General features: G+C 61.0%; 19 protein-coding genes. 9 read left to right on the top strand and 10 right to left on the bottom strand.

Translation table 11 applies throughout. From position 1 onward, the window contains the following. Positions 1–12: 12 nt before the first annotated feature. Positions 13–5,157, bottom strand: coding sequence for a dermonecrotic toxin domain-containing protein (locus BLV67_RS28270; protein WP_069787273.1), 5,145 nt, complete (start codon positions 5,155–5,157; stop codon positions 13–15). A gap of 168 nt (positions 5,158–5,325) precedes the next feature. Between BLV67_RS28270 and BLV67_RS28265 the strand changes: the two genes are divergently transcribed. After that, positions 5,326–6,363, top strand: coding sequence for an Ldh family oxidoreductase (locus tag BLV67_RS28265; RefSeq protein ID WP_065931262.1), 1,038 nt, complete (start codon positions 5,326–5,328; stop codon positions 6,361–6,363). 91 nt (positions 6,364–6,454) lie between these two features. Here BLV67_RS28265 and BLV67_RS28260 read toward each other — a convergent pair whose 3' ends face one another. Next, positions 6,455–6,775 carry an ElaB/YgaM/YqjD family protein gene (locus BLV67_RS28260; protein WP_056860283.1) on the bottom strand — a complete coding sequence of 107 codons (321 nt, stop codon included), beginning with the start codon at positions 6,773–6,775 and terminating at the stop codon, positions 6,455–6,457. A 163-nt stretch (positions 6,776–6,938) separates the two neighbouring features. On the opposite strand from BLV67_RS28260, the gene BLV67_RS28255 reads away from it, so the two are divergent. After that, positions 6,939–7,193 carry a hypothetical protein gene (locus BLV67_RS28255; RefSeq protein ID WP_003190904.1) on the top strand — a complete coding sequence of 85 codons (255 nt, stop codon included), beginning with the start codon at positions 6,939–6,941 and terminating at the stop codon, positions 7,191–7,193. Here BLV67_RS28255 and BLV67_RS28250 read toward each other — a convergent pair. Further along, positions 7,186–8,085, bottom strand: a complete 900-nt coding sequence (locus tag BLV67_RS28250; RefSeq protein ID WP_069787274.1) for a LysR family transcriptional regulator — start codon at positions 8,083–8,085, stop codon at positions 7,186–7,188. The genes BLV67_RS28255 and BLV67_RS28250 overlap by 8 nt on opposite strands. A gap of 91 nt (positions 8,086–8,176) precedes the next feature. On the opposite strand from BLV67_RS28250, the gene BLV67_RS28245 reads away from it, so the two are divergent. Continuing rightward, on the top strand, positions 8,177–9,103 hold the full coding sequence (locus tag BLV67_RS28245) for a carbon-nitrogen hydrolase family protein (RefSeq protein ID WP_069787275.1): 927 nt from the start codon (positions 8,177–8,179) through the stop codon (positions 9,101–9,103). A gap of 27 nt (positions 9,104–9,130) precedes the next feature. On the opposite strand, the gene BLV67_RS28240 is transcribed toward BLV67_RS28245, so the two are convergent. The 3 genes from BLV67_RS28240 to BLV67_RS28230 are packed head-to-tail and all read right to left on the bottom strand — an operon-like array spanning position 9,131 to position 11,590. After that, positions 9,131–9,688 carry a GNAT family N-acetyltransferase gene (locus BLV67_RS28240; RefSeq protein ID WP_065931259.1) on the bottom strand — a complete coding sequence of 186 codons (558 nt, stop codon included), beginning with the start codon at positions 9,686–9,688 and terminating at the stop codon, positions 9,131–9,133. Beyond that, entirely contained in the window at positions 9,688–10,149 is a 462-nt protein-coding gene (locus BLV67_RS28235) for an LEA/WHy family protein (protein WP_065931258.1), read from the bottom strand. Before BLV67_RS28235 ends, BLV67_RS28240 begins: the two co-directional genes overlap by 1 nt. 13 nt (positions 10,150–10,162) lie before the next feature. Next, on the bottom strand, positions 10,163–11,590 hold the full coding sequence (locus BLV67_RS28230) for a nucleobase:cation symporter-2 family protein (protein ID WP_065931257.1): 1,428 nt from the start codon (positions 11,588–11,590) through the stop codon (positions 10,163–10,165). A 235-nt stretch (positions 11,591–11,825) separates the two neighbouring features. On the opposite strand from BLV67_RS28230, the gene BLV67_RS28225 reads away from it, so the two are divergent. Beyond that, a complete protein-coding gene (locus tag BLV67_RS28225) occupies positions 11,826–13,451 on the top strand; it encodes a methyl-accepting chemotaxis protein (RefSeq protein WP_065931256.1) in 1,626 nt (541 codons plus the stop codon). Between the two features lie 35 nt (positions 13,452–13,486). Here the strand turns inward: BLV67_RS28225 and BLV67_RS28220 are convergent, their stop codons facing one another. Next, positions 13,487–14,602 carry a Gfo/Idh/MocA family protein gene (locus BLV67_RS28220; protein ID WP_069787276.1) on the bottom strand — a complete coding sequence of 372 codons (1,116 nt, stop codon included), beginning with the start codon at positions 14,600–14,602 and terminating at the stop codon, positions 13,487–13,489. 429 nt (positions 14,603–15,031) lie between these two features. Between BLV67_RS28220 and BLV67_RS28215 the strand changes: the two genes are divergently transcribed. The 5 genes from BLV67_RS28215 to BLV67_RS28195 all read left to right on the top strand — a co-directional run bounded on the left by BLV67_RS28215 (position 15,032) and on the right by BLV67_RS28195 (position 20,434). Further along, on the top strand, positions 15,032–16,069 hold the full coding sequence (locus tag BLV67_RS28215) for a WD40/YVTN/BNR-like repeat-containing protein (protein ID WP_176727926.1): 1,038 nt from the start codon (positions 15,032–15,034) through the stop codon (positions 16,067–16,069). Positions 16,070–16,084: 15 nt separating this feature from the next. Further along, positions 16,085–18,460: an efflux RND transporter permease subunit gene (locus tag BLV67_RS28210; protein ID WP_069787278.1), complete on the top strand. Its 2,376-nt coding sequence runs from the start codon at positions 16,085–16,087 to the stop codon at positions 18,458–18,460. 180 nt (positions 18,461–18,640) lie between these two features. Beyond that, positions 18,641–18,937 (top strand): DUF5629 family protein, encoded by a 297-nt coding sequence (locus BLV67_RS28205; RefSeq protein WP_069787279.1) that lies wholly within the window; start codon positions 18,641–18,643, stop codon positions 18,935–18,937. Continuing rightward, positions 18,924–20,099 (top strand): lactonase family protein, encoded by a 1,176-nt coding sequence (locus BLV67_RS28200; protein WP_069787280.1) that lies wholly within the window; start codon positions 18,924–18,926, stop codon positions 20,097–20,099. The genes BLV67_RS28205 and BLV67_RS28200 overlap by 14 nt, the downstream gene beginning before the upstream one ends. Positions 20,100–20,254: 155 nt before the next feature. Continuing rightward, entirely contained in the window at positions 20,255–20,434 is a 180-nt protein-coding gene (locus BLV67_RS28195; RefSeq protein ID WP_065931250.1) for a hypothetical protein, read from the top strand. Positions 20,435–20,560: 126 nt separating this feature from the next. Here BLV67_RS28195 and BLV67_RS28190 read toward each other — a convergent pair whose 3' ends face one another. The 3 genes from BLV67_RS28190 to BLV67_RS28180 are packed head-to-tail and all read right to left on the bottom strand — an operon-like array spanning position 20,561 to position 26,027. Then, positions 20,561–21,154: a glutathione S-transferase gene (locus BLV67_RS28190; RefSeq protein ID WP_065931249.1), complete on the bottom strand. Its 594-nt coding sequence runs from the start codon at positions 21,152–21,154 to the stop codon at positions 20,561–20,563. Then, positions 21,151–24,789, bottom strand: coding sequence for an AAA family ATPase (locus BLV67_RS28185; RefSeq protein ID WP_069787281.1), 3,639 nt, complete (start codon positions 24,787–24,789; stop codon positions 21,151–21,153). Before BLV67_RS28185 ends, BLV67_RS28190 begins: the two co-directional genes overlap by 4 nt. Then, positions 24,786–26,027: an exonuclease SbcCD subunit D C-terminal domain-containing protein gene (locus BLV67_RS28180; protein WP_065931247.1), complete on the bottom strand. Its 1,242-nt coding sequence runs from the start codon at positions 26,025–26,027 to the stop codon at positions 24,786–24,788. The genes BLV67_RS28185 and BLV67_RS28180 overlap by 4 nt, the downstream gene beginning before the upstream one ends. Positions 26,028–26,332: the final 305 nt, after the last annotated feature.

The following is a 26,332-nucleotide window of genomic DNA, read 5'->3' as shown; positions in this document are numbered from 1 at the left end:
GACGGGGGCTGCTCAAGCCCCCGTATCCAAAACACGGCCCAGCTGCGTAATCAAGTAAGTCACCGAGTCGGCATTGGCCAAAATCGTGTCAATGCGTTTGTCGGCGTTACTCATGAAGACGTCGCGGGCATCCTTGAGGTCCTTGGTGCCGGTGGTGTTCAGGACTTTTTGTCGCACGTGAGCCGTTGCAGTGTCAGGCCCGTAGTCTTCCCATTGCGCCGAGTAATCATCCCAGGTCTTGAACAACATCGTTGCGGGCGTCAGGGTGGAGAGCGCCGTACTTTGCAGGTCCTCCAGGGTTGTTTTGAGGATACGGGCGCCCGGTTTGGCCGCGTTGATCAGGTCATGGAAAGGCCGCATCGAATCGAGGTAGGCGATGTCCTCGGTATCGAGCTTCAAGTGGGTCAATTCGTGGATAAGGGTACTGGCTCTGGCGTGGGCCGATATGTCGAAGGGGGAGTTCAAGCGGTTCTGGTAGTTATCCATACACGGGTCGAAGAACCGGTTGAGCAGATACAGCTTGCGCTCCCTGTCTTCAGGAATGATAAAGGCGTACTGGCGCGCTGCGCTGATACGGCTGGTCCCGCTGACAAAACGTTTGGAGTCGGGACTGGTCAGGGTGGGGTCGCTTAACTCATCCAATATCAGGTCGACTATTCTCTCGATTTTGCTTACGTGACCCGGCGTCAAACGGATGACCCCGAACAGCTCACCCAAAAACCGGCCGACTCGGCTATCGGGAGCGCGCTGTTTTGCAAACTCAACGATGTTGCGCTTGCACGTGACGGTGTAATACGTCGCAACATTCAGCGCTTCGTTGATAACCTGCGCTTTCCAGCTGGACAGTGCGGCAATTTCCCTTATGCCCGTTGCCTCAATGTTGATCGCCTCCCGTTCGCCGGCCCGCGTCTGCATGCGCGACATGACTTTACCAAACCGCGGGTTGTGCAGGCTGAGGTCCAGCACCCATTTGCCCTGTGTGTTACGGCCCACGTAGGCGCCCACGTGTTCATCCTTGGCCAGTCGCCAGCGATCGCGGGTTTTCTTCACTGAGTACACCTTGCCTGCCAGCGGCACATAGTCTTTCAAGGTCGTCTTGTCCGTGTAAACATGGCTGAAAGTACCTCGCTGCAAGTCCTTCAGCGCGACATCATGCTCTTCGAAAGCCTGCAAACGAGTGCGCGAGGGCGCGGTGATATCCAGGGCAGCCAGGCTCCTGGCGGCAGGCAAAGTCTCATCTGAAAGGTCAGCCTCCGGCACTTCGGTTTCGGTAGGTGGCGCGGCTTCGGTGCCCTCAAGCTCACTGCGCAACGCGGCCATTTGCGCCACGCCCTTGATAAAGTGCTTCAGACCGGCCTTCCATTGGTGCAACTGCAATTCATCGGCTGAGCGCTTGAACAGCGTGTAGCTGCGCCACACCATCAGCGGGTACGCGAGTTTTCCGGCCATGAACTGCACAGCCGTAGGGATGCCCTCGCCCAAAAGAACCCTGATTCGGTCCCAGAGTGATTTGGCGCCTTCCTCGAACTGCCCGGCCAGCATCTTGAGCAATAGCAGGGTGTTGTCATTGAACAAGAAGTGAAGGGCATTGCCGGTGACGGCGTTAAAGGCTGTGCGGATATCGACGGGGCGATGACGGTTGTCTTGCAGTAGATTGCGGTAGGTAGCTTGATGCGGCGCCTCCAGGTGCAGGATGATCCACTCCTGAAGCGCTCCCGGCCTGCCCAATTCATCCAGCAAGGCTTGCTCGTTCGTGTACTCCTTGAGGGCATGGTTGTCGCTATAAGGTGCATACATCACCAACGGGCCAGCGTTGCCGGTCGTTGGACCTATCAGGTAAACGCCCGGCACCCTGGCGGGCGTGGCGCCTTCGGTTGCAATCAACTCCAAAGGTCGAAGCGTGGCCGCTGCACTGTCCAGCTCAGCTCGGGCCAGGGCGTCGGGCATGTCAAACACCTGTTGCACGTAACTCAGCCCTTGGGCTGTCAGACGTTCCTGCAGCCTTTGCTCATGGGCAAATTGCAACGTTTGCCAGGGCAGCTGTCGGCAAAACAAACGCCGGCGCTTGAGGCCCTCATCCGTGTTGGTGTCCAGCTGCGTTTGCAACAGCTTTTGGTAAGCCGTTTTCAGGTCCAGCTGGCGGACCATTTGCACCACGGCGCTGGCATCGAGTGCAGCTGGCAGGGCGGTGGCGGTCCGTGAGCGTAAACGGATGTTTTCGGCATCCAGATCCGGCCAATGCCGCAAGGCAAAATCGGTCAGGCTGAAGACGTGCACGTCGAGGGCCTGATGCACCGGGATCAGCACGTTATCGGGGTCCAGCGTGTGATCGGGGAAGCGCGCCTTAAGCAATTTCAGCAGTGCCGCGTGCGTGTGTGCGCGCATCGACGTGATGCCATGCAGGTAGTCTTCTGTGTCTGGGGCGCTGTTGTGATATTGCTCAAGCAGTTCGGCTTGATGGATCTGCTCCTTGGGCGACGCCATGCCCAGCCAGACCGGCAGCGCCTGTTGATGGGCCATGGCACTCGCCACCGCCGTGGCGCGTGCCAGGTTGGTGGGGGCAGGCTGCTCCAGGGCCGTTTCAATGCAGTCTTGCAGGGGGCGAGCGGCCAATGGGGTCGAAAGCAACTGATCGATACTGTGCATGACCTGGTCGTTGTAAGTTTTCAGGCGATTGTCCAGCAGGTTGTCGTCAATGCGTTGCAGGGGGCCAAGCCGATATGCCTGGTGGGGCGCGCGCAACGAAATCGGCAGGTTTTCCAGCAGGACCAGGCGTTTGATCGGGTGCTGCAGGCGCCCGGTCATCGCCTTGTGCAAGGCCTGCACCGAAGCAAATACCTCATACCCGCGCCGCGGCGTCCAGAGCACGGCCTGCCCCGAACGCTGCGGGTCGATACCACCGCGCTCAGTCAGTACAAACAGGTTGGCAAGGGGTTGGGCGGTGTCGCAGGTGCCGAGGTTCAGGGTCAAGGCGTAGGCATCCGGCAGAAAGCCGTTGAGGCCATGTCGGGTCAGGCGCACAAGGCTCTCGGTGCGTAGCAGGGTATCCACCACCGCGTGGCTGCCGGACAACAGTGTTTTCCCTAACAGCCTCAGTTCGGCTTCACTGCGCAGGCCGAGCAGCATCGAGTGCGCCTGTTTGTTGCTCATGTTGCTGAGGAACAGCCTTGGAAGCCGGCGCATCTCGTGGTTGGCAAATACCTTCAAGACCTGGTTATTGATCATATTGAAGGTACTTAAGGTCATGCTGGGCAACTTCAGGGCCACGTGTGGTTCGAGCTTCCTGTAAAACCCGGTTGTGGGGACGTGGGGAGCGGGAGGTGCTTCACCGCTCAGGCGCTCGATGAAGTGGTCAACCATGCTCACCGACCTCAATGGCGGGCGCTCTTCACGCTCCTGGGCATGCGTTGGGTAAGTGTTGATATAGACCTCTTCGGCCTTGAGCGGCAGGCGCTGTGATTGCAGCTCTGCATTCAAGGCGACAGCGACCATTGAGCGCAATGTCGGCTGGTGCTTGCGCTCGTTGGCCAGCGCATCCTCGGCGGCGCGCAAGCGCTTGAGATGTAGTTTTGCGTGTTCGGCCTGCACGGTGGAGGGCCTGTCGTTGCCGCTGGTGACGAGGTGCGTCGTCCAGCGCCCGGCGGTTTCCATTGCCGCCAGGCGACTGTCGAGCATCGTGCGTATGTCCAGGGCGCAATCGAGCAGCGCGTCCAGGTTGATCTGGCCATCACTGCGCCGGTAAAGGTCCAGTGCGTGGTTCATATTGCTGATTTGCTTGGTCGCAATGCCTTCGAGCATGCCGCCGAAAACCTTGCCCGTAACGGGCAGGGCGGTGATGTTTATCTGGTCCAGGCCTGTAAACGTGTCGCGCTCGTCCAGAGACAGAAAATTGAGCAGCTCATCTTCGTGGCCGGCGGCCTTGAGCATGCTCAACAACGTATCTTTGAGCGCCTGCATGTCCTTGAGCACCTGCACCCCACGCGATTGCGTGTACAGGTAGGCGTGGCTCTCGCTGATCAACAGTGTGCTGGCCAGTTCCACGTAGTGCTGATAGGGCGCATGCAGGCGTACGGTTTCCACGCTCAGTTTTCTGGCGTGAGCATTACGGGCGTGATGGTCTGGCAGGAACAAGGCTTGAAGGGTGTGGCTTTCGTCGGCACTGAGGATTTGCTCCTGGCGCTTGAGCAACACATCCAGGCGAAATTTATCCGCCATCACCTGGGTAAAGAGTTCCAGGCGTGAGGTTTCATTGCCGATGTCTTCGTTCCAATAGGTTTTCAGCAGGCTGTCCAGCAGTTTCGAGAGGCTACCGGAGGTTTCCTTGATCAGGGTTTCCCAATACTGCTGATCTTGTTCGCGTTCTGCCGAGGTGAAGGTACTGGTGGCGTGTTTCGGATTGAAATACTCACGGGTCTGGTCCTTGGGCCAGGCATGTTTCACATAAAACTGCAGCAACGCCTCGCTCAGCGGCAGGGAATTGGCCCAGCGTCGCTGACCGCCCGCCGGGTCCTGGATAAAAAAATTCACCCGTGTATCGCGTTGATCCAGGTTGGGGAAATACGAGCGCGCCATGATGCCGAGCAGCGTGTCGAGCATGCCGTACAACGTCGGGGTCTTTTGCAGGTGCTCGAGTACGGTGCGCACGTTATCCAGCTGGCAGGCCTCAAGGGCTTGCTCCTGGTCTTGCATGACGGCGCCTTCGACAACCGTGGTGGTCAGCGTTATCGGCGTGCCGGCGGGCAAGGCGTTGCGCTGCGCAACCGACAGAAAGCTCATCAATTGGACACGCTGCACCGTATCCGCCAATTGCTCGGCGACATCGACAAGCAGGCTGGCAGGGTCGTCAAACACCTGAATACCGCCATAAGGCGTGTAAAGCAGTGCTTTGCCGGCGTCCGGGGTGGGGCTCATCACAAAGGCGCCGGCCAGTGGAAAGGGCGCCTGGCCCGGCACATTGATCATTAGCCTTTCGACACTCATGGGGTAGGTTTGCCGTTCGGGGTCCTTACGCGCGGCATCGTTGGCCTGATACACCGTATGCAGCCAATCAAGGTCTTTGACGGTCAGCCCCAGCGCACGCTCGCGTGCGCTCGGCGAGTTTCTTTTAATCGGCAGTAAAAATTCGTCAAAAAAATACGCCGGGGTAACGCCGGTCATGGGCTTGCTCCAAAGGGCAGGGGAATGACAGGCTAAGGCCATATGAGCGGCGGGCGGGGTAACTATTGAGGCCCGTCGCAAGTTGACAGCAGGCACAGTGCGTGGTGTTTAATCGGGCACTTGAATGTCCATTCGTTGCCTCTCCTAATCATAAAAACGGAGCTTCAAATGTCTGCGCAGTCTCCGACAGTTGCCAAGGCTTCAACCGCAATCGGCTTCACCGAGTTAGTCGCGCTGCTGCAACAGGTCTTTGTGCGGCACGGCACATCCGCGCAGGTGGCGGCGATCCTTGCGCACAACTGCGCCAGCGCCGAACGTGACGGCGCCCATAGTCACGGCGTGTTCCGCATTCCGGGGTATGTATCGACGCTCAACAGCGGCTGGGTCAATGGCAAGGCTGTGCCCGTGGTCGAGGACGTCGCCGCAGGCTTTGTACGTGTAGATGCCGATAACGGGTTTGCCCAACCGGCGCTCGACGCCGCGCGCTCGCTGTTGGTAGAGAAGGCGCGCAGCGCCGGGATCGCGCTACTGGCGATTCGCAATTCTCATCACTTTGCGGCGTTATGGCCTGATGTCGAGCCCTTCGCCGAAGAAGGCCTGGTGGCCTTGAGCGTGGTCAACAGCATGACCTGCGTGGTGCCCCACGGTGCGGACCGCCCCTTGTTCGGCACCAACCCCATTGCCTTTGCCGCGCCGCGTGCCGATGGGCCGCCCATCGTGTTTGACCTGGCTACCAGCGCGATCGCCCATGGCGACGTGCAAATCGCGGCGCGCAAGGGCGAGCGCCTGCCACCGGGCATGGGCGTGGACAGCCTGGGCCAACCGACCCAGGACCCCAAAGCGATTCTTGAAGGGGGCGCACTGCTGCCATTTGGCGGGCACAAGGGCTCAGCGCTGTCGATGATGGTCGAGTTGCTGGCGGCGGCACTCACGGGCGGCAATTTCTCATTCGAGTTCAATTGGGCCGATCATCCAGGGGCGCGCACACCCTGGACCGGCCAATTGCTGATCGTGATCGACCCGAGCAAAACCGCCGGGCAAGGCTTTGCCGAGCGCAGCCAGGAACTGGTGCGGCAGATGCATGCGGCGGGGTTGCGGCGGTTGCCGGGGGATCGGCGCCATCGCACGCGGGTAAAGTCGCAGGAAACCGGCATCGAGATCGATGCGCAGGAGCTCAAGCAGTTACAGGCACTGGCCGAAGGGTAAAAGAAAAGGCTGCGCCAGTGGCGCAGCCTTTATCACGCAGCCTCGATGGGTTGGTCTCGATGGCGTAATCTCGATGCGCAGTCTCGATGGTTTAGTTACGACGACCCAGCAACAGGCCGACCACCAGGCCAAAACCTGCAGAAATCGCCACGGTCTGCCATGGGTGGCCACCGATATAGTTTTCGGTGGCATCCACCACCGGCTTGCTGCGTTCACGCACGTTCGACACCGAGTCCAGCGCTTGCTTGAGCTTGATTGCAACCTGCTCGCGCAGCGTCTCACCTTCTTCGCCTACCAGCGAAGCGCTGCTTTTGAGCAGCTTGTCCGACTCTTCGATCAAGGCCGTCAGTTCACTGAAAGCTTGATCCTTGATTTGATCTTCGACAGCTTGGGCGGCAGTTTTGCGGGCCATTGTGTGACTCCTTGCGAGTGAATGTGACAGTGAACAATGGAGTGTCGGGCTTGGCTAAAAGTTGCAGTTTTTTTGCCGTGAGCGGTTTGCAGGTAAAATCCGGATCAGGATGGTTCGACCTACAGTGTAAGATGTCACCTATTTGTGCAGCAGGAAATTCAACATGAGCTTCAATCTGGCCAACAAAACCCTCGCCGAACGCGCCGAGCTGGAAGATGAAAAGTCCCGCCTCTACGACCTGTGGCAAACCAATCTGGGCAAGGCCAAGGGCGAAGCGGCGCGTTTGTTCGGCGAGCGTGCCAAGCGCAAAGGCAAGTGGGCTGAGTGGGTACGTGCCGAGCTTGATGGCATGTCGCCGCCGGAGTTTTCCAACATGGTGCGCAGCGAAGTCAACAAACTGATGGCCGCTGCTAAGTAAAGCTGGCCACAATGGCTTCGCGCACTCTGAGCAACAGCGGATCCAGCTGCGCCTGGGTGCGCCAGCCCAACTCCACCGGGTAGCGCGGCAGCGCCAGTGGGCAGGGCAACACACGCAAGCCGGTCATCTGCGCAATCGCTTCGGCGGCATGCCCGGGAATCGTCGCCACTGCCGCGCTGCCCTTGAGCAAAAACGGCAGCCCGGCAAAGTGACTGGTGGACGCACACACCTGGCGGCTCAACCCGTGCGCCGCCAACCCTTCATCGGTAATCCCGATAAACCCGCCCGACGACACCAACACATGCTCGCGTGCCACGAACTCCGCAAGGCTGATGCCGTGTTGCCCCGGCGCCAGGCTGTGCGGGTCGACCAGGCAGCGGTAGTCGCCTTCGCCCAGCACGTGCCGGCTCAACCTGCGCTCGGCAAAGCCGCCGGCGGTGATCGCCAGGTCCAGGCTGCGCTCGAGCAGGGCGCCTGCCACGATCTGGCTGTGGGTCTGGCGGAAGATCACCCGCAGTTTCGGCGCGCGCCGGGCAATTTCTGCCATCAGCCGCCGGCCATGGGCAATCTCGAAGTCATCGGACAAGCCCAGCACCACCGAGCGGCCCTGATAGTTCGGGTTGGCCGGGTTGATCATTTCCAGGCTCTGCCGACAACGGTCCAGCGCCTCGCTGATCACCGGTTTCAACTGATTGGCGCGCAAGGTCGGCGCCAGCCCACGCCCGGTGCGCACAAACAGTGGGTCGTCGTACACGTCACGTAAACGTCGCAGGCCGGCGCTGATCGCCGATTGCGTGACGCCCAGGCGCAAGGCTGCGCGGCTGGCGCTGGACTCGTCGTGCAAGGCTTCGAAGGTTTTCAGCAGGTTCAGGTCAACCTGGGCGATATTCATTTGGCTCATATCATTTAGCACTGAAGTGGGCTTTATTCATGATTGCCCCTCGCCGGAGAATGGGCAACCCCCTTTCTCTGGAGAGAACCTGATGCCCATTTCTACCGTAGCGGCGTTACAGATCGGAGCCTTGCCGGGTGGCAAGGCTGACACCCTGGCCCAGATCCTCACCTACGAGGAGGCGATTGTGCGCAGTGGCGCGCAATTGGTGGTGATGCCCGAAGCGTTGCTCGGCGGGTATCCGAAGGGTGAGACCTTCGGCACGCAGTTGGGCTACCGCTTGCCGGAAGGCCGTGAAGCCTTTGCGCGCTATTTTGCCAATGCCATCGATGTACCGGGCGCCGAGACCGAGGCGCTGGCGGGGCTATCCGCGCGCACCGGTGCCAGCCTGGTACTCGGCGTGATCGAGCGCAGTGCCAGCACGTTGTATTGCACCGTGTTGTATTTCGAACCCACCGGCGGCCTGGTGGCCAAGCACCGCAAACTGATGCCCACCGGCACTGAACGACTTATATGGGGCACGGGCGATGGCTCGACCTTGCCGGTGATCGACGCTGCTGTCGGGCGCTTGGGCGGCGCGGTGTGCTGGGAAAACATGATGCCGCTGCTGCGCACGGCGATGTACGCCAAAGGTGTGCAAGTGTGGTGCGCGCCGACGGTGGATGAGCGCGAGATGTGGCAAGTGAGCATGCGCCACATCGCCCATGAAGGCCGCTGCTTTGTGGTGAGCGCCTGCCAGGTGCAGGCTTCGCCGGCGGCGTTGGGCACGCAGGTTGCCAATTGGCCGTCAGAGCGCCCGTTGATCGCGGGCGGCAGTGTGATTGTCGGGCCGATGGGTGACATCCTGGCCGGGCCGCTGGTGGGGGAAGAAGGGTTGCTGACTGCGCAGATCAACACCGATGATCTGGTGCGGGCGCGCTATGACTATGACGTGGTGGGGCATTACGCGCGGCCGGACATATTCGAGTTGGTGGTGGATGAACGCGCCAAACCGGGTGTGCGCACACTGACAGATTAAACACGGTAAAAATGTGGGAGCGGGCTTTCACTGTTTGGGAGATCTGAATGCCAACCACTCCTGGCGGGTAATCTCCCAAATGTCGCGTGGGAAGGTGCCTTCTACAAACTCACCCATCTGCGTGCGGATCCAGCGCATCCCCGTGCGCTCGGAGATCCGCCGCGATGCCAGATTGGGCGCAGCCTTGGGCACGCGCATCCGCGGGCGCTTGAGCACTTCGAACCAGTAGTGCGTCACCGCCGCACTGGCTTCGGTCATAAAGCCCTGGCCTTGCCATTGCGGGCCCAGCCAGAAGCCTCGGTTATCGTCTTCCTCGTCCGTGAGGTTGATATTGCCGATCATCGGTTGCGGCGCACTTTTAAGGCGGATCGACCAATGCCATTGGTCGCCACGGGCCATGCCCGGCAAGGCTACCTGTTCCAGGTAGCGGCGCGCGCCATCGGCCGGGTACGGCCAGGGCACCTCGGCAGTCAGGTAACGCACCACATCCCAATGCGCGAATTGCGCCTGGATGTCCTCGGCATCGTCCAGGGTCAGCGGGCGCAGGATCAGTCTTTGGGTAAACAACGTCGGTTGCATGGCCATTACCAGGTTGCGGTGTTGGGCAGGTTCAGGGTGCCACGCTCCACAAAGCGCATGGTGCCGAACAGGCCACCCGCCAGTTTGCCGCGCAGTGTGTAGGGCAGGTTGTTCAGGCTTTGAGTCTGGCTCAGCCCCAAGGTTTGACGCAACACGGAGAACGCCGAAACACTCACCGGCACCATCAGCACCCTCTCGGAAAACCGTGGGATGCTGCCGGCCTGGTCGCTTACCCCGGACGCCAAGGGGCGCCCATTGACGTCCAGGTCCAGGGCCACACCACTGTAGTCGATCGCCGTTTCATTGGGGTTTTGTACCCGCAACTTTACGGCGAAACGCACTTCCAGGTCCTGGCTTTGCAGCGGTTCGATGCCCACCACGCTGATATTGACCGGGTCGCGATTGGGGAACAGCGCGCAGGCGCTCAAGGTCAGCAACAGCAGCGATAGAACCATGAGCTTGCGCATACCAAAGGTGCTCCTATTTCGTGACGTCCGGATCCTGCATGACCTTGAGAGTAGAGGACTCCGGATCAAATTCATCCTCTTCCAGCTCTAAGAACTCCTCGGGCAGGAAAATGTTCAGCACGATTGCACAGAACGCGCCCACGGTGATCGGCGATTCAAAGATGTTGTGCAGCGCCTTGGGCAGGTCGCGCAGCACTTCCGGTACGGCGGCCACACCCAGGCCCATGCCCAAGGAGATCGCCACGATCAGCACATTGCGGCGGTGCAGCCCGGCTTCGGCGAGGATCTTGATCCCGGCCACGGCCACGGTGCCGAACATGATCAGCGTGGCGCCGCCCAATACCGGCTTGGGCATCAGTTGCAGCACTGCGCCGATCATCGGGAACAGCCCCAGCAACACCAGCAGGCCGGCGATAAAATATGCGACGTAGCGGCTGGCCACACCGGTCAGCTGGATCACGCCGTTGTTTTGAGCGAAGGTCACCATGGGCAGGCTGTTGAACGTCGCCGCCATCGCCGAGTTGAGGCCGTCGGCCAGCAGGCCGGACTTGATGCGCTTGATGTACAGCGGGCCCTTGACCGGTTGCTGGGAAATCATCGAGTTGGCCGTCAGGTCACCGGCCGCTTCCAGCGGTGAAATCAGGAAGATCACCGCCACCGGGATAAACGCCACCCAGTCGAACGAAAAACCATACTTGAACGGCACCGGCACACTGATCAGCGGCACCTGGGGCAGCGCGGCCATGTCGACGCGGCCCATCCACCAGGCCACCACAAAACCCAGGGTCAGGCCGATCACGATCGAACCCAGGCGCACGAACGGGTTACTGAAGCGGTTGAGCACCACGATGGTCAACAGCACCAGCGCGGCCAGCCCCATATTGCCCGCGGCACCCAGGTCGCTGGCCCCGAAGCCGCCGGCCATGTCGGTGACCGCTACCTTGATCAGCGACAAACCCATCAAGGTAATGATGGTGCCGGTGACCACCGGAGTGATCAGCTTGCGCAGTTTGCCGATGAACTGGCTGAGCACCACCTCGATAAACGCGGCGAAAAAGCAGATGCCGAAAATCGTCGAGAGGATCTCATCGGTACCGCCGCCCCGGGCCTTGACCATGAACCCGGCGCTGAGGATCACGCTGATAAACGAAAAGCTCGTCCCCTGCAGGCACAACAGGCCGGAACCGATCGGGCCGAAGGTACGCGCCTGCACAAAGGTGCCGAGCCCGGACACGAACAGCGCCATGCTTACCAGGTAAGGCACCTCGCTTTCCAGGCCGAGCACGCCGCCGACGATCAAGGTCGGGGTGATGATGCCGACGAAGCTGGCAAGCACATGTTGCAGCGCGGCAAAGATCGCTGCGGTGAAATGCGGGCGGTCTTCCAGGCCATAGATCAGGTCGGATTTATAGCGCGGGCGGGGGGCTTGAGCGTCAGACAAACTACGGGCTCGGGTCAGAAAATGGAGGCGCAGGATGCCAGAAAGTGCCAGCCCTCAGAAGTGTAAAAAAATATTTATAAAAGCCCTGCGCAAAACCTCAGGATCTGCCGATATCTCGTATAGGCCCACATTCCAACCATAACAGTGGTGACCAAAGATCAGAGCGGCGCGTTGACGCCCACTGATCGTTTCGCGGCATGGACGCTCGCAAACACTCCTTCTGAGAGCAACCCCTATGTCCCTACGTCATTTGAATATTGCCCCTCGCGCGTTTCTCGGTTTCGCATTCATTGCGTTGTTAGTGGTGGTGTTGGGGGTGTTTGCGGTCAGCCGCATGACGCAGATCCGTCAGTCGTCGGTGGAGATGACCTCCACGCAACTGCCCAGCGTCACGTACCTGGGCAACATCACCGAAAACGTGCTGCGCTTGCGCATCCTCTCTTTTCGCGTGTTGGTCAACCGCGAGCCTGTCGGCCTGCAGGAAGCCGAAACCCGCATGGGCGTCCTGACCGACAAAGTAAAAACCGCCCAGGCCGGGTATGCGCCGCTGCCGGCGGGGCCGGAGGAAGCAGCGTTGTACAAGGCATTTGTGAGTACGCTGGACAACTACCTCAAGGCACAGGCCGAAATGCTGGCCTTGTCCAAACAAAACAAAGTCGAGGAGATGCGTGCGTTAATTAACACGCGTATCAAGGACGGTACTGACCAGATGGGTGAGCAGCTCAACAAGCTGATCGCCATCAATGCCGCCGATGCCAGGGATGCCGACACCTTGGCCGGGTCGAGTTATCAAGGCGCGATTACCGGCGTAATTGTCTTCTCAGTCGCTGCCGCCGTGCTGACGGTCCTGCTCGCCTGGCTGCTGACCCGCAGCATCGTCACGCCGCTGCGCAAAGCGTTGGAAGTGGCCCAGACCATTGCCGGCGGTAACCTGACAACCGTTATCGAAGACGCCGGCAAGGATGAGCCTGCGCGCCTGCTGGGCGCCTTGTCGGCGATGCAAACCAACCTGCGCCAGACCATCCAGCACATCGCCGGCTCGGCCACACAACTGGCCTCGGCCGCCGAAGAATTGAGCGCGGTGACCGAAGAAGCCTCCAAAGGCCTGCAACAGCAGAACAACGAAATCGACCAGGCCGCCACGGCCGTCAACGAAATGACCGCCGCCGTCGAAGAAGTGGCGCGTAATGCAGTGTCTACTTCAGAAGCTTCCAGCCAGTCCAACCAGGCGGCGCGGGAAGGGCGTGACCGTGTGGTGGAAACCGTCGGCGCCATTCAGACCATGACCCAGGATGTGCAAAACACCGCACGGATGATTGAAGGCCTGGCGACCCAGGGCCGTGATATCGGCAAGGTCCTCGACGTGATCCGCGCGATTGCCGAACAGACCAACCTGCTGGCACTTAATGCTGCGATTGAAGCCGCACGCGCCGGTGAAGCCGGGCGTGGGTTTGCCGTGGTGGCCGATGAAGTCCGCGCCCTGGCGCACCGCACCGCGCAATCGACCCAGGAAATTGAAAAAATGGTCGCCGGCATCCAGAGTGGCACCGGCGACGCCGTGCAGTCGATGCAGCAGAGCAACCAGCGCACCCAGACCACCCTGGAACTGGCGCGCGCTGCCGGTGTGGCCCTGGAACAGATCACCGAATCGATCAGCCTGATCAACGAGCGCAACCTGGTGATCGCCAGCGCCTCGGAAGAACAGGCCCAGGTGTCCCGTGAAGTGGATCGCAACCTGGTCAATATCCGCGACCTCGCGACTCAATCGGCGGCAGGCGCCAACCAGACCAGCGCGGCCAGCCATGAACTGTCGCGCCTGGCAGTGGATTTGAATGGGATGGTCGCGCGGTTCGTTATCTGAGTTGAGCACACGGGGGAGCGCGCCGCTCCCCTTGATCAGACCTCACCTACGTTGACCCAGCGCTCCTCGCGGGCGGCCAGACGAATCGCCGTGGCCAGCCGCTCGACCGCCCACGCGGCTTCAAAGTCAGTACCCGCAGCGCCTTGCCCCGCCAGCGCCATGACCAGCTCCTGAACTTCCAGGGTCTTCAACTCGTTGTATCCCAACTGATGCCCGGCGGCAGGGCTGAATGCGGCATAGCCGGGCAGGGCGGGACCGGCGAGCACACGCTGGAAACCGTCCTGACCGGCGCGGCATACGCGCAGTTCATTCAAACGTTCCTGATCGAATGCCAAGGTGCCTTGAGTGCCGCTGATTTCAAAATTCAAGTGATTCTTGTAGCCCTGCTTGAGCCAACTGCTGCTCACGGTGCCACGGGCGCCGTTGGCAAAGCGCAGCAGGGCATGCACCTGGTCGTCCACCGCGATCGATTTCAGGTCGCTGCCGCCTTTGACGGCCGGGCGTTGCGCATGCACGGTGTGGGTGTCGGCACACACGCTCACCACATCGCCCACCAGATAACGCGCCATCGACAGCAAGTGGCTGCCCAGATCCGCCAGTGCGCCGCCGGCATGTTCCACTTCACAGCGCCACGACCAGGGCGAGGCCGGGTCGGCCATGAAGTCTTCGCTGAATTCGCCCTGGAAGCTGATGATCTCGCCCAGTTCGCCGTCGATAATCATCTGCCTGGCCAGGCCAATCATCGGGTTGTGCTGGTAGTTGTAACCGACACGCGTGACTACGCCGGCCGCATGTGCGGCGCGGCGCATGGCGTCGGCCTGCTCCAGGCTGACCGCCAAGGGTTTTTCGCAATACACCGCTTTGCCCGCCGCAATGGCCGCCATGGCCATGGGGTAGTGCAAGTGATTGGGCGTGGTGATGGCCACTACATCGACATTAGGGTCATTGACCAGCGCCTGCCAGTCACCGTGGGCCTGGGCAAAGCCCCAGGCCGTGGCGCAACGCTTGGCGCGTTCGGTGTCGACATCGGCCAGCGCTGCCAGCTTGAGGTGTACCGGCAGTTCGAATACTGCGCGGGCATTGTTGAACGCCAACGCATGGGCGCGGCCCATGAAGCCTGTGCCGATCAAGCCGATTCCGAGTTCACGCATCGCCGTGGTCCTTTGGATTATTGTTGTCAGGAAGGTTATTAATGGAATAAAAATTCGCTAAATTCAATAGATAGAATAAAAATTCATTAAGCTCGCTCGTTCCCACGCTCCGCGTGGGAACGCAGCCAAGGACGCTCTGCGTTCGCTCTTGAAGTCGTGACGCGGAGCGTCACAGGCCGCATTCCCACGCGGAGCGTGGGAACGAGCATCAAACGGGCATCAGTCTGCGTAATGCAGACATATTCAGGCCAACGCCAAACACCCTCAGTTAACAAAAGATAACGTAGCGCCGATTGTCAGACGATTCCAAAGCCCGATAGGATGGCCCCTGCTTCCTCCAGGCGCTCTAGATTGCAGGTTTCAGAGCCCGGGAAGGCGAGACCACCTAACAATAATAAATGGGGAGAAAGGTCTATGAGTGAGCCTGTCATGGGTTGGGCTGTTTGCCGCCCGCGCGCCGCACGCAAGGTTGCGATGCTGGCCACAGCGCTCTCGCTGCTTGGGGTGTTGTCGACACCCGCGCTGGCAGCCGGCGACACCAGCGGCGCACAGCCGGTATTTGCAATTGAATCCCCCAAGGCCGCCAAGGGCCTGATGATCGATGTGGTGCATGCCGGCAAGCGCCTGGTGGCGGTCGGCGATCGCGGGCACATCCTGTATTCCGATGACCAGGGCCGTTCCTGGGCCCAAGCCAAAGTGCCGACCCGGCAACTGCTCACGGCGGTGTATTTCGTCGACGATAAACACGGTTGGGCGGTGGGCCATGACGCGCAGATCCTCGCCACCACCGACGGTGGCGCCACCTGGGCCCAGCAGTTTCAGGACCTCAAGCGCGAAGCGCCATTGCTCGATGTGTGGTTCAAGGACGCCGAGCATGGCCTGGCCGTGGGTGCCTACGGTGCGCTGATCGAAACCACCGACGGCGGCAAAACCTGGGACGATGTGAGCGATCGCCTCGACAACGAAGACCAGTTTCACCTCAATGCCATCGCCTCCATCAAGGGGGCCGGGCTGTTTATCGTCGGCGAGCAGGGCAGCATGTTTCGTTCCCGCGACGACGGCCAGACCTGGGAAAAACTCGAAGGCCCGTATGAAGGCTCGCTGTTCGGTGTGATCGGCACCGCCCAGCCGCAGACGCTGTTGGCCTATGGCCTGCGCGGCAATCTGTACCGCTCCAGCGATTTTGGCAGCACATGGGAGCAGGTCCAGTTGAATGCGGCCCGTGGTGCCCTGGAATTTGGCTTGTCGGGCGCGGCGTTGCTCGATGACGGCGCCATCGTGGTGGTCGGCAACGGCGGCAGCGTGGTGGTCAGCCACGACGACGGCCAGACCTTCAGCGTGTTCAACCGCCCGGACCGCATTTCGCTCTCCTCGGTCACGGCGGCGGGCAATGGCAACTTGATTCTGGCGGGGCAGGGCGGCGTTCGTGTTGCCAAGCCGACCGGCGCTGAACTCGAAAAACAATAAGAAGGCGGGGAAAGAATGAGCAGTCATCACAACGATAAAGCGACCTTTCTTGAGCGCCTGATCTTCAACAACCGCCCGGCAGTGATCGTTATCTGCCTGCTGGTGAGTATTTTCCTGTTCTGGCAGGCGACCTTGATCCGCCCGTCCACCAGCTTTGAAAAGATGATCCCGCTCAAGCACCCCTTCATCGAAAAGATGATGGAGCACCGTAACGACCTGGCCAACCTGGGCAACACGGTGCGTATCTCGGTGGAGGCCAAGGACGGCGACATCTTCTCGAAGGAATACATGGAGACCCTGCGGCAGATCAACGACGAGGTGTTCTACATCTCCGGCGTTGACCGCTCGGGCCTCAAGTCGCTGTGGAGCCCCAGCGTGCGCTGGACCGAAGTCACCGAAGAGGGCTTTGCCGGCGGTGAAGTGATCCCGCAAAGCTACAACGGCTCGCCGCAAAGCCTCGACCAACTGCGCAACAACGTGCTCAAGTCCGGCCAGGTCGGGCGTCTGGTGGCCAACGATTTCAAGTCGAGCATCGTCGATATTCCGTTGTTGGAGTCCTACCCGGACCCGCAGGACCAAGGCAAGTTGCTGGCCCTGGACTACCGCAAGTTCTCCCATGAACTCGAAGACAAGATCCGCGACAAATTCGAAGCCCAGAACCCCAACGTCAAAATCCACATCGTCGGGTTTGCCAAGAAAGTCGGTGACCTGATCGACGGCCTGGTGATGGTGGTGATGTTCTTCGGCATCGCGTTTGTCATCACCTTGATTCTGCTGCTGTGGTTCACCAACTGCCTGCGCAGCACCATCGCGGTGTTGAGTACCACCCTGGTGGCGGTGATCTGGCAATTGGGGCTGATGCACTTTTTCGGCTTCGGCCTCGATCCGTATTCGATGCTGGTGCCGTTCCTGATCTTTGCCATCGGTATTTCCCACGGCGTGCAGAAGATCAACGGTATCGCCCTGCAATCGAGTGAGGCGGACAACGCACTGACCGCGGCGCGGCGCACCTTCCGGCAATTATTCCTGCCCGGCATGATTGCGATCCTCGCCGACGCCGTGGGCTTTATCACGCTGCTGATCATCGACATCGGCGTGATCCGCGAGCTGGCCATCGGCGCGTCCATCGGCGTGGCGGTGATTGTGTTCACCAACCTGATCCTGCTGCCGGTGGCGATCTCCTATGTCGGCATCAGCAAGCGTGCCATCGCCAGGAGCAAGAAGGACGCGCACCGCGAACACCCGTTCTGGCGCCTGCTGTCCAAATTCGCCAGCGCGAAGGTTGCGCCCGTCTCGATCCTGCTCGCGCTGGTCGCCTTCGGCGGCGGCCTCTGGTACAGCCAGAACCTCAAGATCGGCGACCTGGACCAGGGCGCACCGGAACTGCGCCCGGATTCGCGCTACAACAAAGACAACAACTTCATCATCAGCAACTACTCCACCAGCTCCGATGTGCTGGTGGTGATGGTCAAGACCAAGGCCGAGGGCTGTTCGCGTTATGAAGCCATGGCGCCCATCGACCAGTTGATGTGGAAGATGCAGAACACCGAGGGCGTGCAGTCGGCGATTTCGCTGGTGACCGTGTCCAAGCAGATGATCAAGGGCATGAACGAGGGCAACCTCAAATGGGAAACCCTGTCGCGTAACCCCGACGTGCTGAACAACTCCATTGCCCGCGCCGACGGCCTGTACAACAACAATTGCTCACTGGCGCCGGTGCTGGTGTTCCTCAACGACCACAAGGCCGAAACCCTCGACCGCGCCGTGCATGCGGTGCAGGACTTCGCCAAGGAAAACAACCGGGACGGCCTGGAATTTATCCTCGCCGCCGGTAATGCCGGGATCGAGGCCGCCACCAACGAGGTAATCAAGGAGTCGGAGCTGACCATCCTGATTCTGGTGTACCTGTGCGTGGCGACCATGTGCATGATCACCTTCCGCTCCTGGGCGGCGACCCTGTGCATCGTGTTGCCGCTGGTGCTGACCTCGGTGCTGGGCAACGCCCTGATGGCCTTCATGGGCATCGGCGTCAAGGTCGCGACCTTGCCGGTGGTGGCGCTGGGTGTGGGGATAGGCGTGGACTATGGCATCTACATCTACAGCCGTCTGGAAAGCTTCCTGCGCGCCGGCCTGCCGTTGCAAGAAGCCTACTACCAGACGCTCAAGTCCACCGGTAAGGCCGTGCTGTTCACCGGTTTGTGCCTGGCCATCGGTGTGTGCACCTGGATCTTCTCGGCCATCAAGTTCCAGGCCGACATGGGCCTGATGCTCACCTTCATGCTGCTCTGGAACATGTTTGGTGCGCTGTGGCTGTTGCCGGCACTGGCGCGGTTCCTGATCAAGCCCGAGAAGCTGGCGGGGCAGAAGGGCAATTCGTTGTTTGCACACTAACGGTTTTACTCGGTTAACCGGTGGGAGCGGGCTTGCTCGCGAATGCGGTGTATCAGTCGCCAGATGCATAGACTGAACGACCGCTTTCGCGAGCAAGCCCGCTCCCGCATTAATTCCAGGTCCAACCTATAGGTTACAGCGTGGGCTATCATGGGCACTTTCCCCAAATGATTGACTGCCATGACTGCCGACACCGCTACCTTGCTCGATGCTTTTAAAGACTGCCAGATGGTCGAAATCGATGGGCTGCACACCTTCGATTTCAGCCTGGATGACCAGAAACTGTTGATCATTTGCATGGACGGTCGCGCCGAAAAGCGCTGGAGTTTCAGCCTGGAGCAAGTCAACGCGGCGGTGTTTGATCCAACCTTGCAAAGCTGGACCCTTACCGGTGACTCGGGCGAGCATCGCCTGGTGTGCATGAGTGGCATCACCGGCAACAATAACGACGAGGACGAAGCGGATGATGATGCGTAAATTCTGGCCCCTGCTGATGGCGGGCAGTGTTGGTGCGATGTCGGTGCAAGCCGCGCCGGCCGACACCTATGAACTGTTGGTGGGCAGCTACACCGCCGGCACCAGCGAAGGTATTTACCGCCTGCAATTTGACAGCCGCACCGGCCAGTTCAGTGGCAAGCCCGTGCTGGCGGCCAAGGCGGCCAACCCGTCGTGGCTGACGATATCGAAAGACCAGAAGCACCTTTTTGTGGTCAACGAAAACGGCCCAGGGCAAAAAGACCCGGTCGGCCGCGTCAGCAGTTACAGCATCAACCCGCAGAATCATCAGCTCAGCCTGATCAACCAGGTCCAAAGCCTGGGCAACGAACCGACCCATTCCAGCCTGGCCGCTGATGGCCGTTACCTGTTTGTCGCCAACTATTCGGTGCTGGAAGATCCGGGCGGCAGCCTGGCGGTTTTGCCGGTTGATGCCAATGGCAAGCTCTCGGCGCCGGTGCAACTGAGCGGGCACCCGGCCAGCCGCGTGAACCCGGAGCGTCAGGCCTCCAACCACGTACACTCGGTGGTGTCGTCGCCGGACGGCAAGTATGTGTTTGTGCAGGACCTGGGCGCCGACAAGGTGTTTGCCTACCACTACGACCCCAAGGCCAACCACGAACTGCCCTTGACCCCGGCCGATCCCGCCTTTGTGCAATTGCCACCGGGCAGCGGCCCGCGCCACCTGTTGTTCAGCGCCGATGGCAAGCATGCCTGGCTGACCACCGAAATGAGCGCCCAGATCGCGGTGTTCGATTACAACGACGGCAAACTCAGCCAGACCCAGTTGGTCGATTTTGCCGCCGGGCAGCCGGTGTCCGACAAGGCCGGAGCAGCGGTACATGCCTCAAGCGACGGCAAATTCCTGTATGTGAGCAACCGCGGCACGGCCAACCAGATGCTGGTGTTCAGCGTCGACCCGGCCACCGCGCACCTCAAGGAACTGCAACGGCGTTCCGTTGAAGGCGACCACCCGCGCGAGTTCAGCCTGGACCCGAGCGGCAAGTTTTTGCTGATCGCCAACCAGAAAAGCAATGAAATCGTGGTGGTCGAGCGTGACCCCAAGACCGGCCTGCTGGGTAAAACCGTGCAGAAACAGTCGATCGATGCGCCCAGCGACCTCAAGTTCCTGGTGCGTCAATAAGCCACAGGCCCCGCAGTGCGGGGCCTGACCCTTTGTATTAATTCTATTGATAGCGGCTACTGTTTCAAAGCATTTCTAAGGTTCAACCCTCGGGCGTAAGTTTGGTTCCAAGGCCTTCCCGGCCACCTGACCAAACGAACACAAGGGTTACCGCCATGAACTTGAACCTCTTCTCCATCATCGCCGCTTCCGCCGTTTCCGCCACCGTGGCCCTGCCAGCTGCCGCCAGCGTGGAAGTCTCCGGCAAAAAATCCAACACCACCGCCTACACCCAGAAATACCTGCAACAAAGCGCCAACTTCTATGCCGCACTGGATCACAAAGCCCAGCACTGAGCTTGAGCCAAGCGACGGTCAAATGTGGGAGCTGGCTTGCCTGCGATGAAATCAACTCGGTGTATCAGTTGGACCGAGTCGTCGGCATCGCAGGCAAGCCAGCTCCCACATTTGATTGTGTGGATCTCAGGGTTTTGCCATTACCGCCACAAAAAGCGGCGATTCCAGAAAGCGCTGCAACCAATGCTGCAAGCGCTTGTACGGCGTCTGAGCAAACCACTCGCGATCCACATGCGCAAACTGGCGCACAAATGGCGCCAGTGCCGCATCTGCCAGGCTCAAATGCTCGGCCAGCAAGTAGTCATTTCCCGCCAGCAAACCTTCCAGCTTCTGCAAAAACACCTCGCCCTCGGCCCGATAGTGTTCCATCGGCTGCTCCGGGTAGCGCTCGGCGTACTTGTATCGATTCAAATGATGTTTGAACACCTGGTCGTTCTCAGCAATCAGTGCCTGAACCCTCGGGTCGCCCTGTAGCAACCAGTTATCAGGGTCGTGCTGCGCCAGCGCCCATTGCATGATCTCCAGGCTTTCCTCGATCACCCGGCCGTTCACGCAAAGCACCGGCACCGTGCCCTTGGGCGACAGCGCGAGCATCTCGGCCGGCTTGGCCTTGAGGCTCACTTCGATGATGTGCACGGGCACGCCCGAGTAGCGCAAGGCCAGGCGTGCCCGCATCGCATACGGGCAGCGCCGAAACGAATAGAGCAGCGCCTCGCTCACTTGACCTCCAGCGTACTCAAACCATTGCCCTGGCGCTTGACCTGGATCTGCACCGGGATGCGCTCATGCATTTCCTGCACGTGGGAGATCACCGCCACCTTGCGGCCCTGGGCCTGCAAACCGTCCAGCGCGTCCATTGCCAATTGCAGCGACTCGGGGTCGAGGCTGCCAAAGCCTTCGTCGATAAACAGCGACTCGATCTTCAAAGTGCTCGACGCCATCGACGCCAGCCCCAACGCCAGCGCCAGCGACACCAGGAACGTCTCACCACCCGACAGCGAATGCACCGAGCGCAATTCGTCGCCCATCTCCGTGTCCATCACCAACAGCCCCAACATGCTGCCGCCACGCTTGAGGCGATAGCGGCGCACCAGTTGGCGCAGTTGCACGTTGGCGTGGTGCACCAGCAGGTCGAGGTTGTAGGCCTGGGCGATCTTGCGGAACGTGTCGCCGGTGGCCGAGCCAATCAGCGCATTCAGGCGTGCCCAGCGCTGCCATTCGTCATAGGCCTTGGCGATATGCTCGCCCAGGACATGGTTGGCGTCCTGGCGACGCTGGTCTTCAGACTGGCGCGCACGCAATTCGGCGCAGCGGCTGTCGCCCTCGGCCAGTTGCTGATTCAGCGCGGCCAGACTGCTGTCCAGCTGTTCGGCGTCCAGGTTGCCATTGTGCAAGGCCTGGTGTTCGGCCAGGCGCTGTTCGCGCTCTTGCAGCAACACCTTGGCTTGCTCCACGGCTTTTTCGCTGTGTTGCAACTGCTGGCGCAAGGCGCTGACCTGGCTGTCATCAAAGGCCAGCAAACGCGTCAGCCCGTCGTTATCGAGTTCTGGATGAAGCGCGCGCCATTCACCCAGGCGCGCGGCGAGGGTGTGCTGCTCGGCGGTCAGCGCCTGTTGGCGTTCCTGCAGGGCCTTGAGGTCGGCGGCCAATTGGATCAGAGCATCGCGGCTGTCTTGCAGCTGTTGGCTGGCGTCGCTGTCGCTGCGGCGTGATTGCGCCACGGCCTGATCCAGCTGCTGTTGCCACTGTTCGGCAGTGGCGTGCTCGCCCAGCAATGCGCTGAGCTGTGCCTGGGCGGCCTGTTGCTGCGTGGTCAGCTCGCTGACTTGCTGCTGCAAGGCTTCCAGCTGCTGCTGGCGATGCTGCTGATGGGTCTGTTCTTTCTCGATGGCCTGCTGGCGCTCTTGCTGTTCGGCCAACTCATCGCGCTGATGGCCCAACTGTTCCAGGCGCTGGCTGACGTGCTGGTCCAGTTGCATAAAGGTCGCTGCCGGTTCACGGCGCAAACCCTCGAGGGTGTCGGCCGGTAGCAGGCCGGCGAAGGCATGCAGTTCTTCGTCCAGGCGCTCACGGTCATTGGACAGTTCGCGCTGCTGGTCCACCAGCAACTGGCGGGCTTGCTGGCTGGCATCCTGGGCGGCTTGCAGTTGTTGCTGCAAACGCCCGGCATTTTGCTGCAGGTTGAGCAGGGCGCTTTGGCGTTGCTCATCCTGGGCAATGTTCTGCGTCAGCTGACTCAGCTGCTGGCCCAGCCAGGCGCTGCGTTTGGCGGCATCCTGGTTGAACAGCGAGGCGGACAACGGGTGCGCTTGCAGGCTCGGCGTCAGGCTCTGCTGTTGCGCCGCCAACTGCTCCTGCTGGAGCAGGAATTCCTTTTGCTGGGCGATCAAGCCGCCCACTACGCCACGCAGTTCGGTGAGTTTTTCCTTGAGGGTGTCGACGGCCTTCTGCGCCGTGGCTTCTTCATTTTCATCATGGCGGCCAAGGCTTTGCAGCAAGGCTTCGGGTTGATGGTACGGATGCTCGTGGCTGCCGCACACCGGGCACGGCTGGTCGTCCTGCAACTGCTCGCGCAACTCCTCGACACTGGCACTGCGCGCCAGGCGCTGGCGTTCCAGCAGCTGCTTGGTGACCGACAGGGTTTGTTCGGCTACGGTCAGTTCGGCCTTGGTTTGCAGGCCGGTCTGGTTCAGCTGTTCGCGTTGTTGCTGCGCGTCTGCGAGTTTTTGCGTCAGCGCGGCGCTGTGTAGATCCAGCTGCTGTTGGCTGTCCCACAAACGGGTGAGGTCTTCAAAGGCGCGTTGCTGCTTGCGGTTGTCTTGCAAGAGGCCGGCGAGCAATTGGATTTGTTCGGCCACGGCGTGCGGTTCGGCACCGGCTTCCTGGTACAGCAGGTCCAGTGCCTCGCGTTGCTGGGTGAATTTTTCGGCCGCGGTGGTGGCTTTGTGTTCAAGCTGCGGCAGTTCGGCCTGGCCCTTGTTCAGGCGGTTGCCGATCTGCATCAGTTGCTGCAGGCGGTCGCGGTAGGCGGCCCAGGCGTCGCTGAGCGGTGCCAACGCGGCGCTGCGCTCAAGTTCAGCGGCCAGGCGTTGCAGGCGCCCGGTAACCTGGGCCTGCTTCTCCAGCAAGCCATTGAGCAACGATTGCCCTTCGGCGCAGGCGGTGTCCTGTTGCTGCTTGTCGTCGTTGCGTTTGGCCAGGTCTTTGCTCAGGTGGGCGAGGGTGCTCTGCTGTTCGAACGCCTGGCGCAGCAAGGGCACGGCGTCGGCCTGGTGTTTCAAGGCGTCAGCCAAGGCAACCTGGGCGGCGGCCTGCTGCTGTTGCGCCTGCTCCTGGTGCGTTTGCAACGTGGTTTGCTGCTCAAGGTGCTGTTGAATCTGCACCGCCAGTGGCGTCAGCAGGGTGTCGAGTTCAGCCAGGCGCGCGAACTGATGGCGTTGTGGTGCTAACTGCTCCAGGCGGCTCAGGTCCTGACGTTGTGGGGCTTGGCTGTCCCAGACCTGTTGGGCTTGTTGCAACTGTTCGGTGGCACTGAGCTGGCGCTCCTGCCACTCACGCAGCTCCTTGAGCCAGGTGTGCTGCAATTCCAACTGCTTGAGTTGAGCCTGTTGGGTCTTGAGGTGCAGCTGCGCCTCGGCCAATTGCTGGTCGAGTTCGGCGCGGGCCTCAGGCGCCAGCGGCACCAGGCCGGTGGCCTGGTCTTGCAGCTGTTTATGCGCGTCCCGGGCATCCTTGGCCTTGTCGAAGGCGCGGCGGCCGAGCTGGGTGTACAGCGCGGTGTCGGTGAGCTTTTCCAGCAGTTCGCTGCGCTCATTGTCGTTGGCTTTGAGGAACGCGCTGAACTCACTTTGCGCCAGCAATACGGCACGGGTGAACTGCTCGAAGTTCAAGCCCAGGGCCAGTTCCAGCTGGGTTTTGTATTCGGTTTTCTGGCTGGCCAGCAGTTGGTCGCTGTCCAGGTCGATCAGGCTTTGGCGGCTGCTTTGCAACTTGCCGCTGGCCTTGTCGCGGGCGCGGTTGGCTTCCCAGCGCGCGCGGTAGCGGCGGCCGTTGACGCCGACAAAATCCACCTCGGCATACCCGCCGCCGGTGCCGCGGCGGATCAGGGTGCGCGGGTCGCCGATGGAAATATCGCTGTCGGCATCCGGCATCTTCGCCTGGCCGGTATCGCCCAGGCGCGGCACGGCGCCAAACAGGGCCAGGCACAAGGCATCCAGCAGGGTACTTTTACCCGCGCCGGTGGGGCCGGTAATTGCAAACAACCCGGCACTGGCCAGGGGCTCGGCGGTAAAGTCGATTTCAAACGGGCCGGCCAGTGAGGCGAGGTTTTTCAGGCGGATGGCGAGGATCTTCATGGCTGTTCGCCCTCCTGTTGCACTTCCTGGAGCAGCACGGCGAAGTCCTTCAAGGTCTGTTCATCCACCTCACTGCCGTAGTTGTCCTGCCAGGCGCGGCTGAACAGTTCCTGGGGCGTGAGCTGGTCCAGTTCGACCAGGCGCTCGTCGTCGGTGTCGTCGCTGCCGCGTTTGCCGGCGTATTCGGCGGCGATGCGCACCAGGCGCACGGCCTTGCCTTGCAGGGCGGTTTCGATTTGCTGGCGCAGGTCCGGTTGCGGCTCGTCGAGGCGCACACGCACTTCCAGCCAGGGGTGGCGCTGGGTTTCGGCGAGCAGGTCGATATCGGGCAGGTCGGCCAACTGCGCGAGGATATCCGCCAGTGGTGCGGCGTCCAGGCGTTGCAGGTTGACCGAACGCGGGATCAGGCGTGGTTCCACGCCCACCAGCCGTTGGCCCTGGAAGGTCACATCGAGTATTTGGTGCTTGTAGCCGATTTCGGAAAACGACAGGGGAATGGGCGAGCCGCTGTAGCGAATACGCTCTTCGCCGTTGACCTGCTGCGGCTTGTGCAAATGGCCCAGTGCCACATAGCTCACACTGGCGTCGAACAGGCTGGCAGGCAGGGCTTCGGCATTGCCGATAATCAGGCTGCGCTCGGAATCCTCGGACACCGAACCGCCGGCCATGTGCGCATGGCTGATGGCAATCAGCGCCTGGCCTTTTTTGCGCTTGGCATTGGCGGCCGCGATCAGCCATTCGTGTACCTGGCCGATGCCGCGCAAATAATCATCACCCAAGTGCGCACCGGTCACTTCCGCCGGGCGCAAAAACGGCAGCGCCAGGCACCAGGCGGCGATCTTGCCTTTGGCGTCGGGCAGCGGGATCAGCAGGCGCTCGGCGTCCAATTGGCCGTCATCCAGCCACAGCACGCGGCCCAGCGCGTGGGTGCGCAAACGGCGCATCAACGGCGCGGGCAGCTCGATCCGCGAGCCGGAATCGTGGTTGCCGGCGATCATCACAATGGTCAGTTTGGGGTTTTGTTCGTGAGCGCTGATGATGAAGTCATACAGGCGCTCCTGGGCCTTGAGCGGCGGGTTGACCGTGTCGAAGATATCGCCGGCGATCAGCAGCGCATCCGGTTGCTCGGCTTTGAGTTGGCCCAGCAGCCACTCGAGAAAACACGCGTGTTCGTAGTCGCGTTCCTGGCCGTGCAGGTTTTGGCCAAGGTGCCAGTCGGAGGTGTGGAACAGACGCAAGGCGAACTCCGTGGAGAAGATGAAAAGGAGGGGAGTTTACCTGTAAATCACCAACTCGGTGCTCGCGGGTGACCCAGGTCAAATGTGGGAGCGGGCTTGCTCGCGAATGCGGTGGTTCAGTCAGTACATGTGTGACTGACACACCGCATTCGCGAGCAAGCCCGCTCCCACAGGGGTTACGCGGCGTGCAGGCACTCCAGTGCGCGGTCGGCAAGGGTTTTGGCCTGGTTGATCAAGTGCTCGGTGGCGCCGGCCATGTGGTGTTCATCGCCTGTCAGCGTTTGGCGCGTGCCTGCGGCAGTGGC

This window comes from Pseudomonas salomonii (assembly GCF_900107155.1).
Taxonomy (GTDB): Bacteria; Pseudomonadota; Gammaproteobacteria; order Pseudomonadales; family Pseudomonadaceae; genus Aquipseudomonas; species Aquipseudomonas salomonii.
This window is presented reverse-complemented; position numbering and strand designations above follow the sequence as displayed.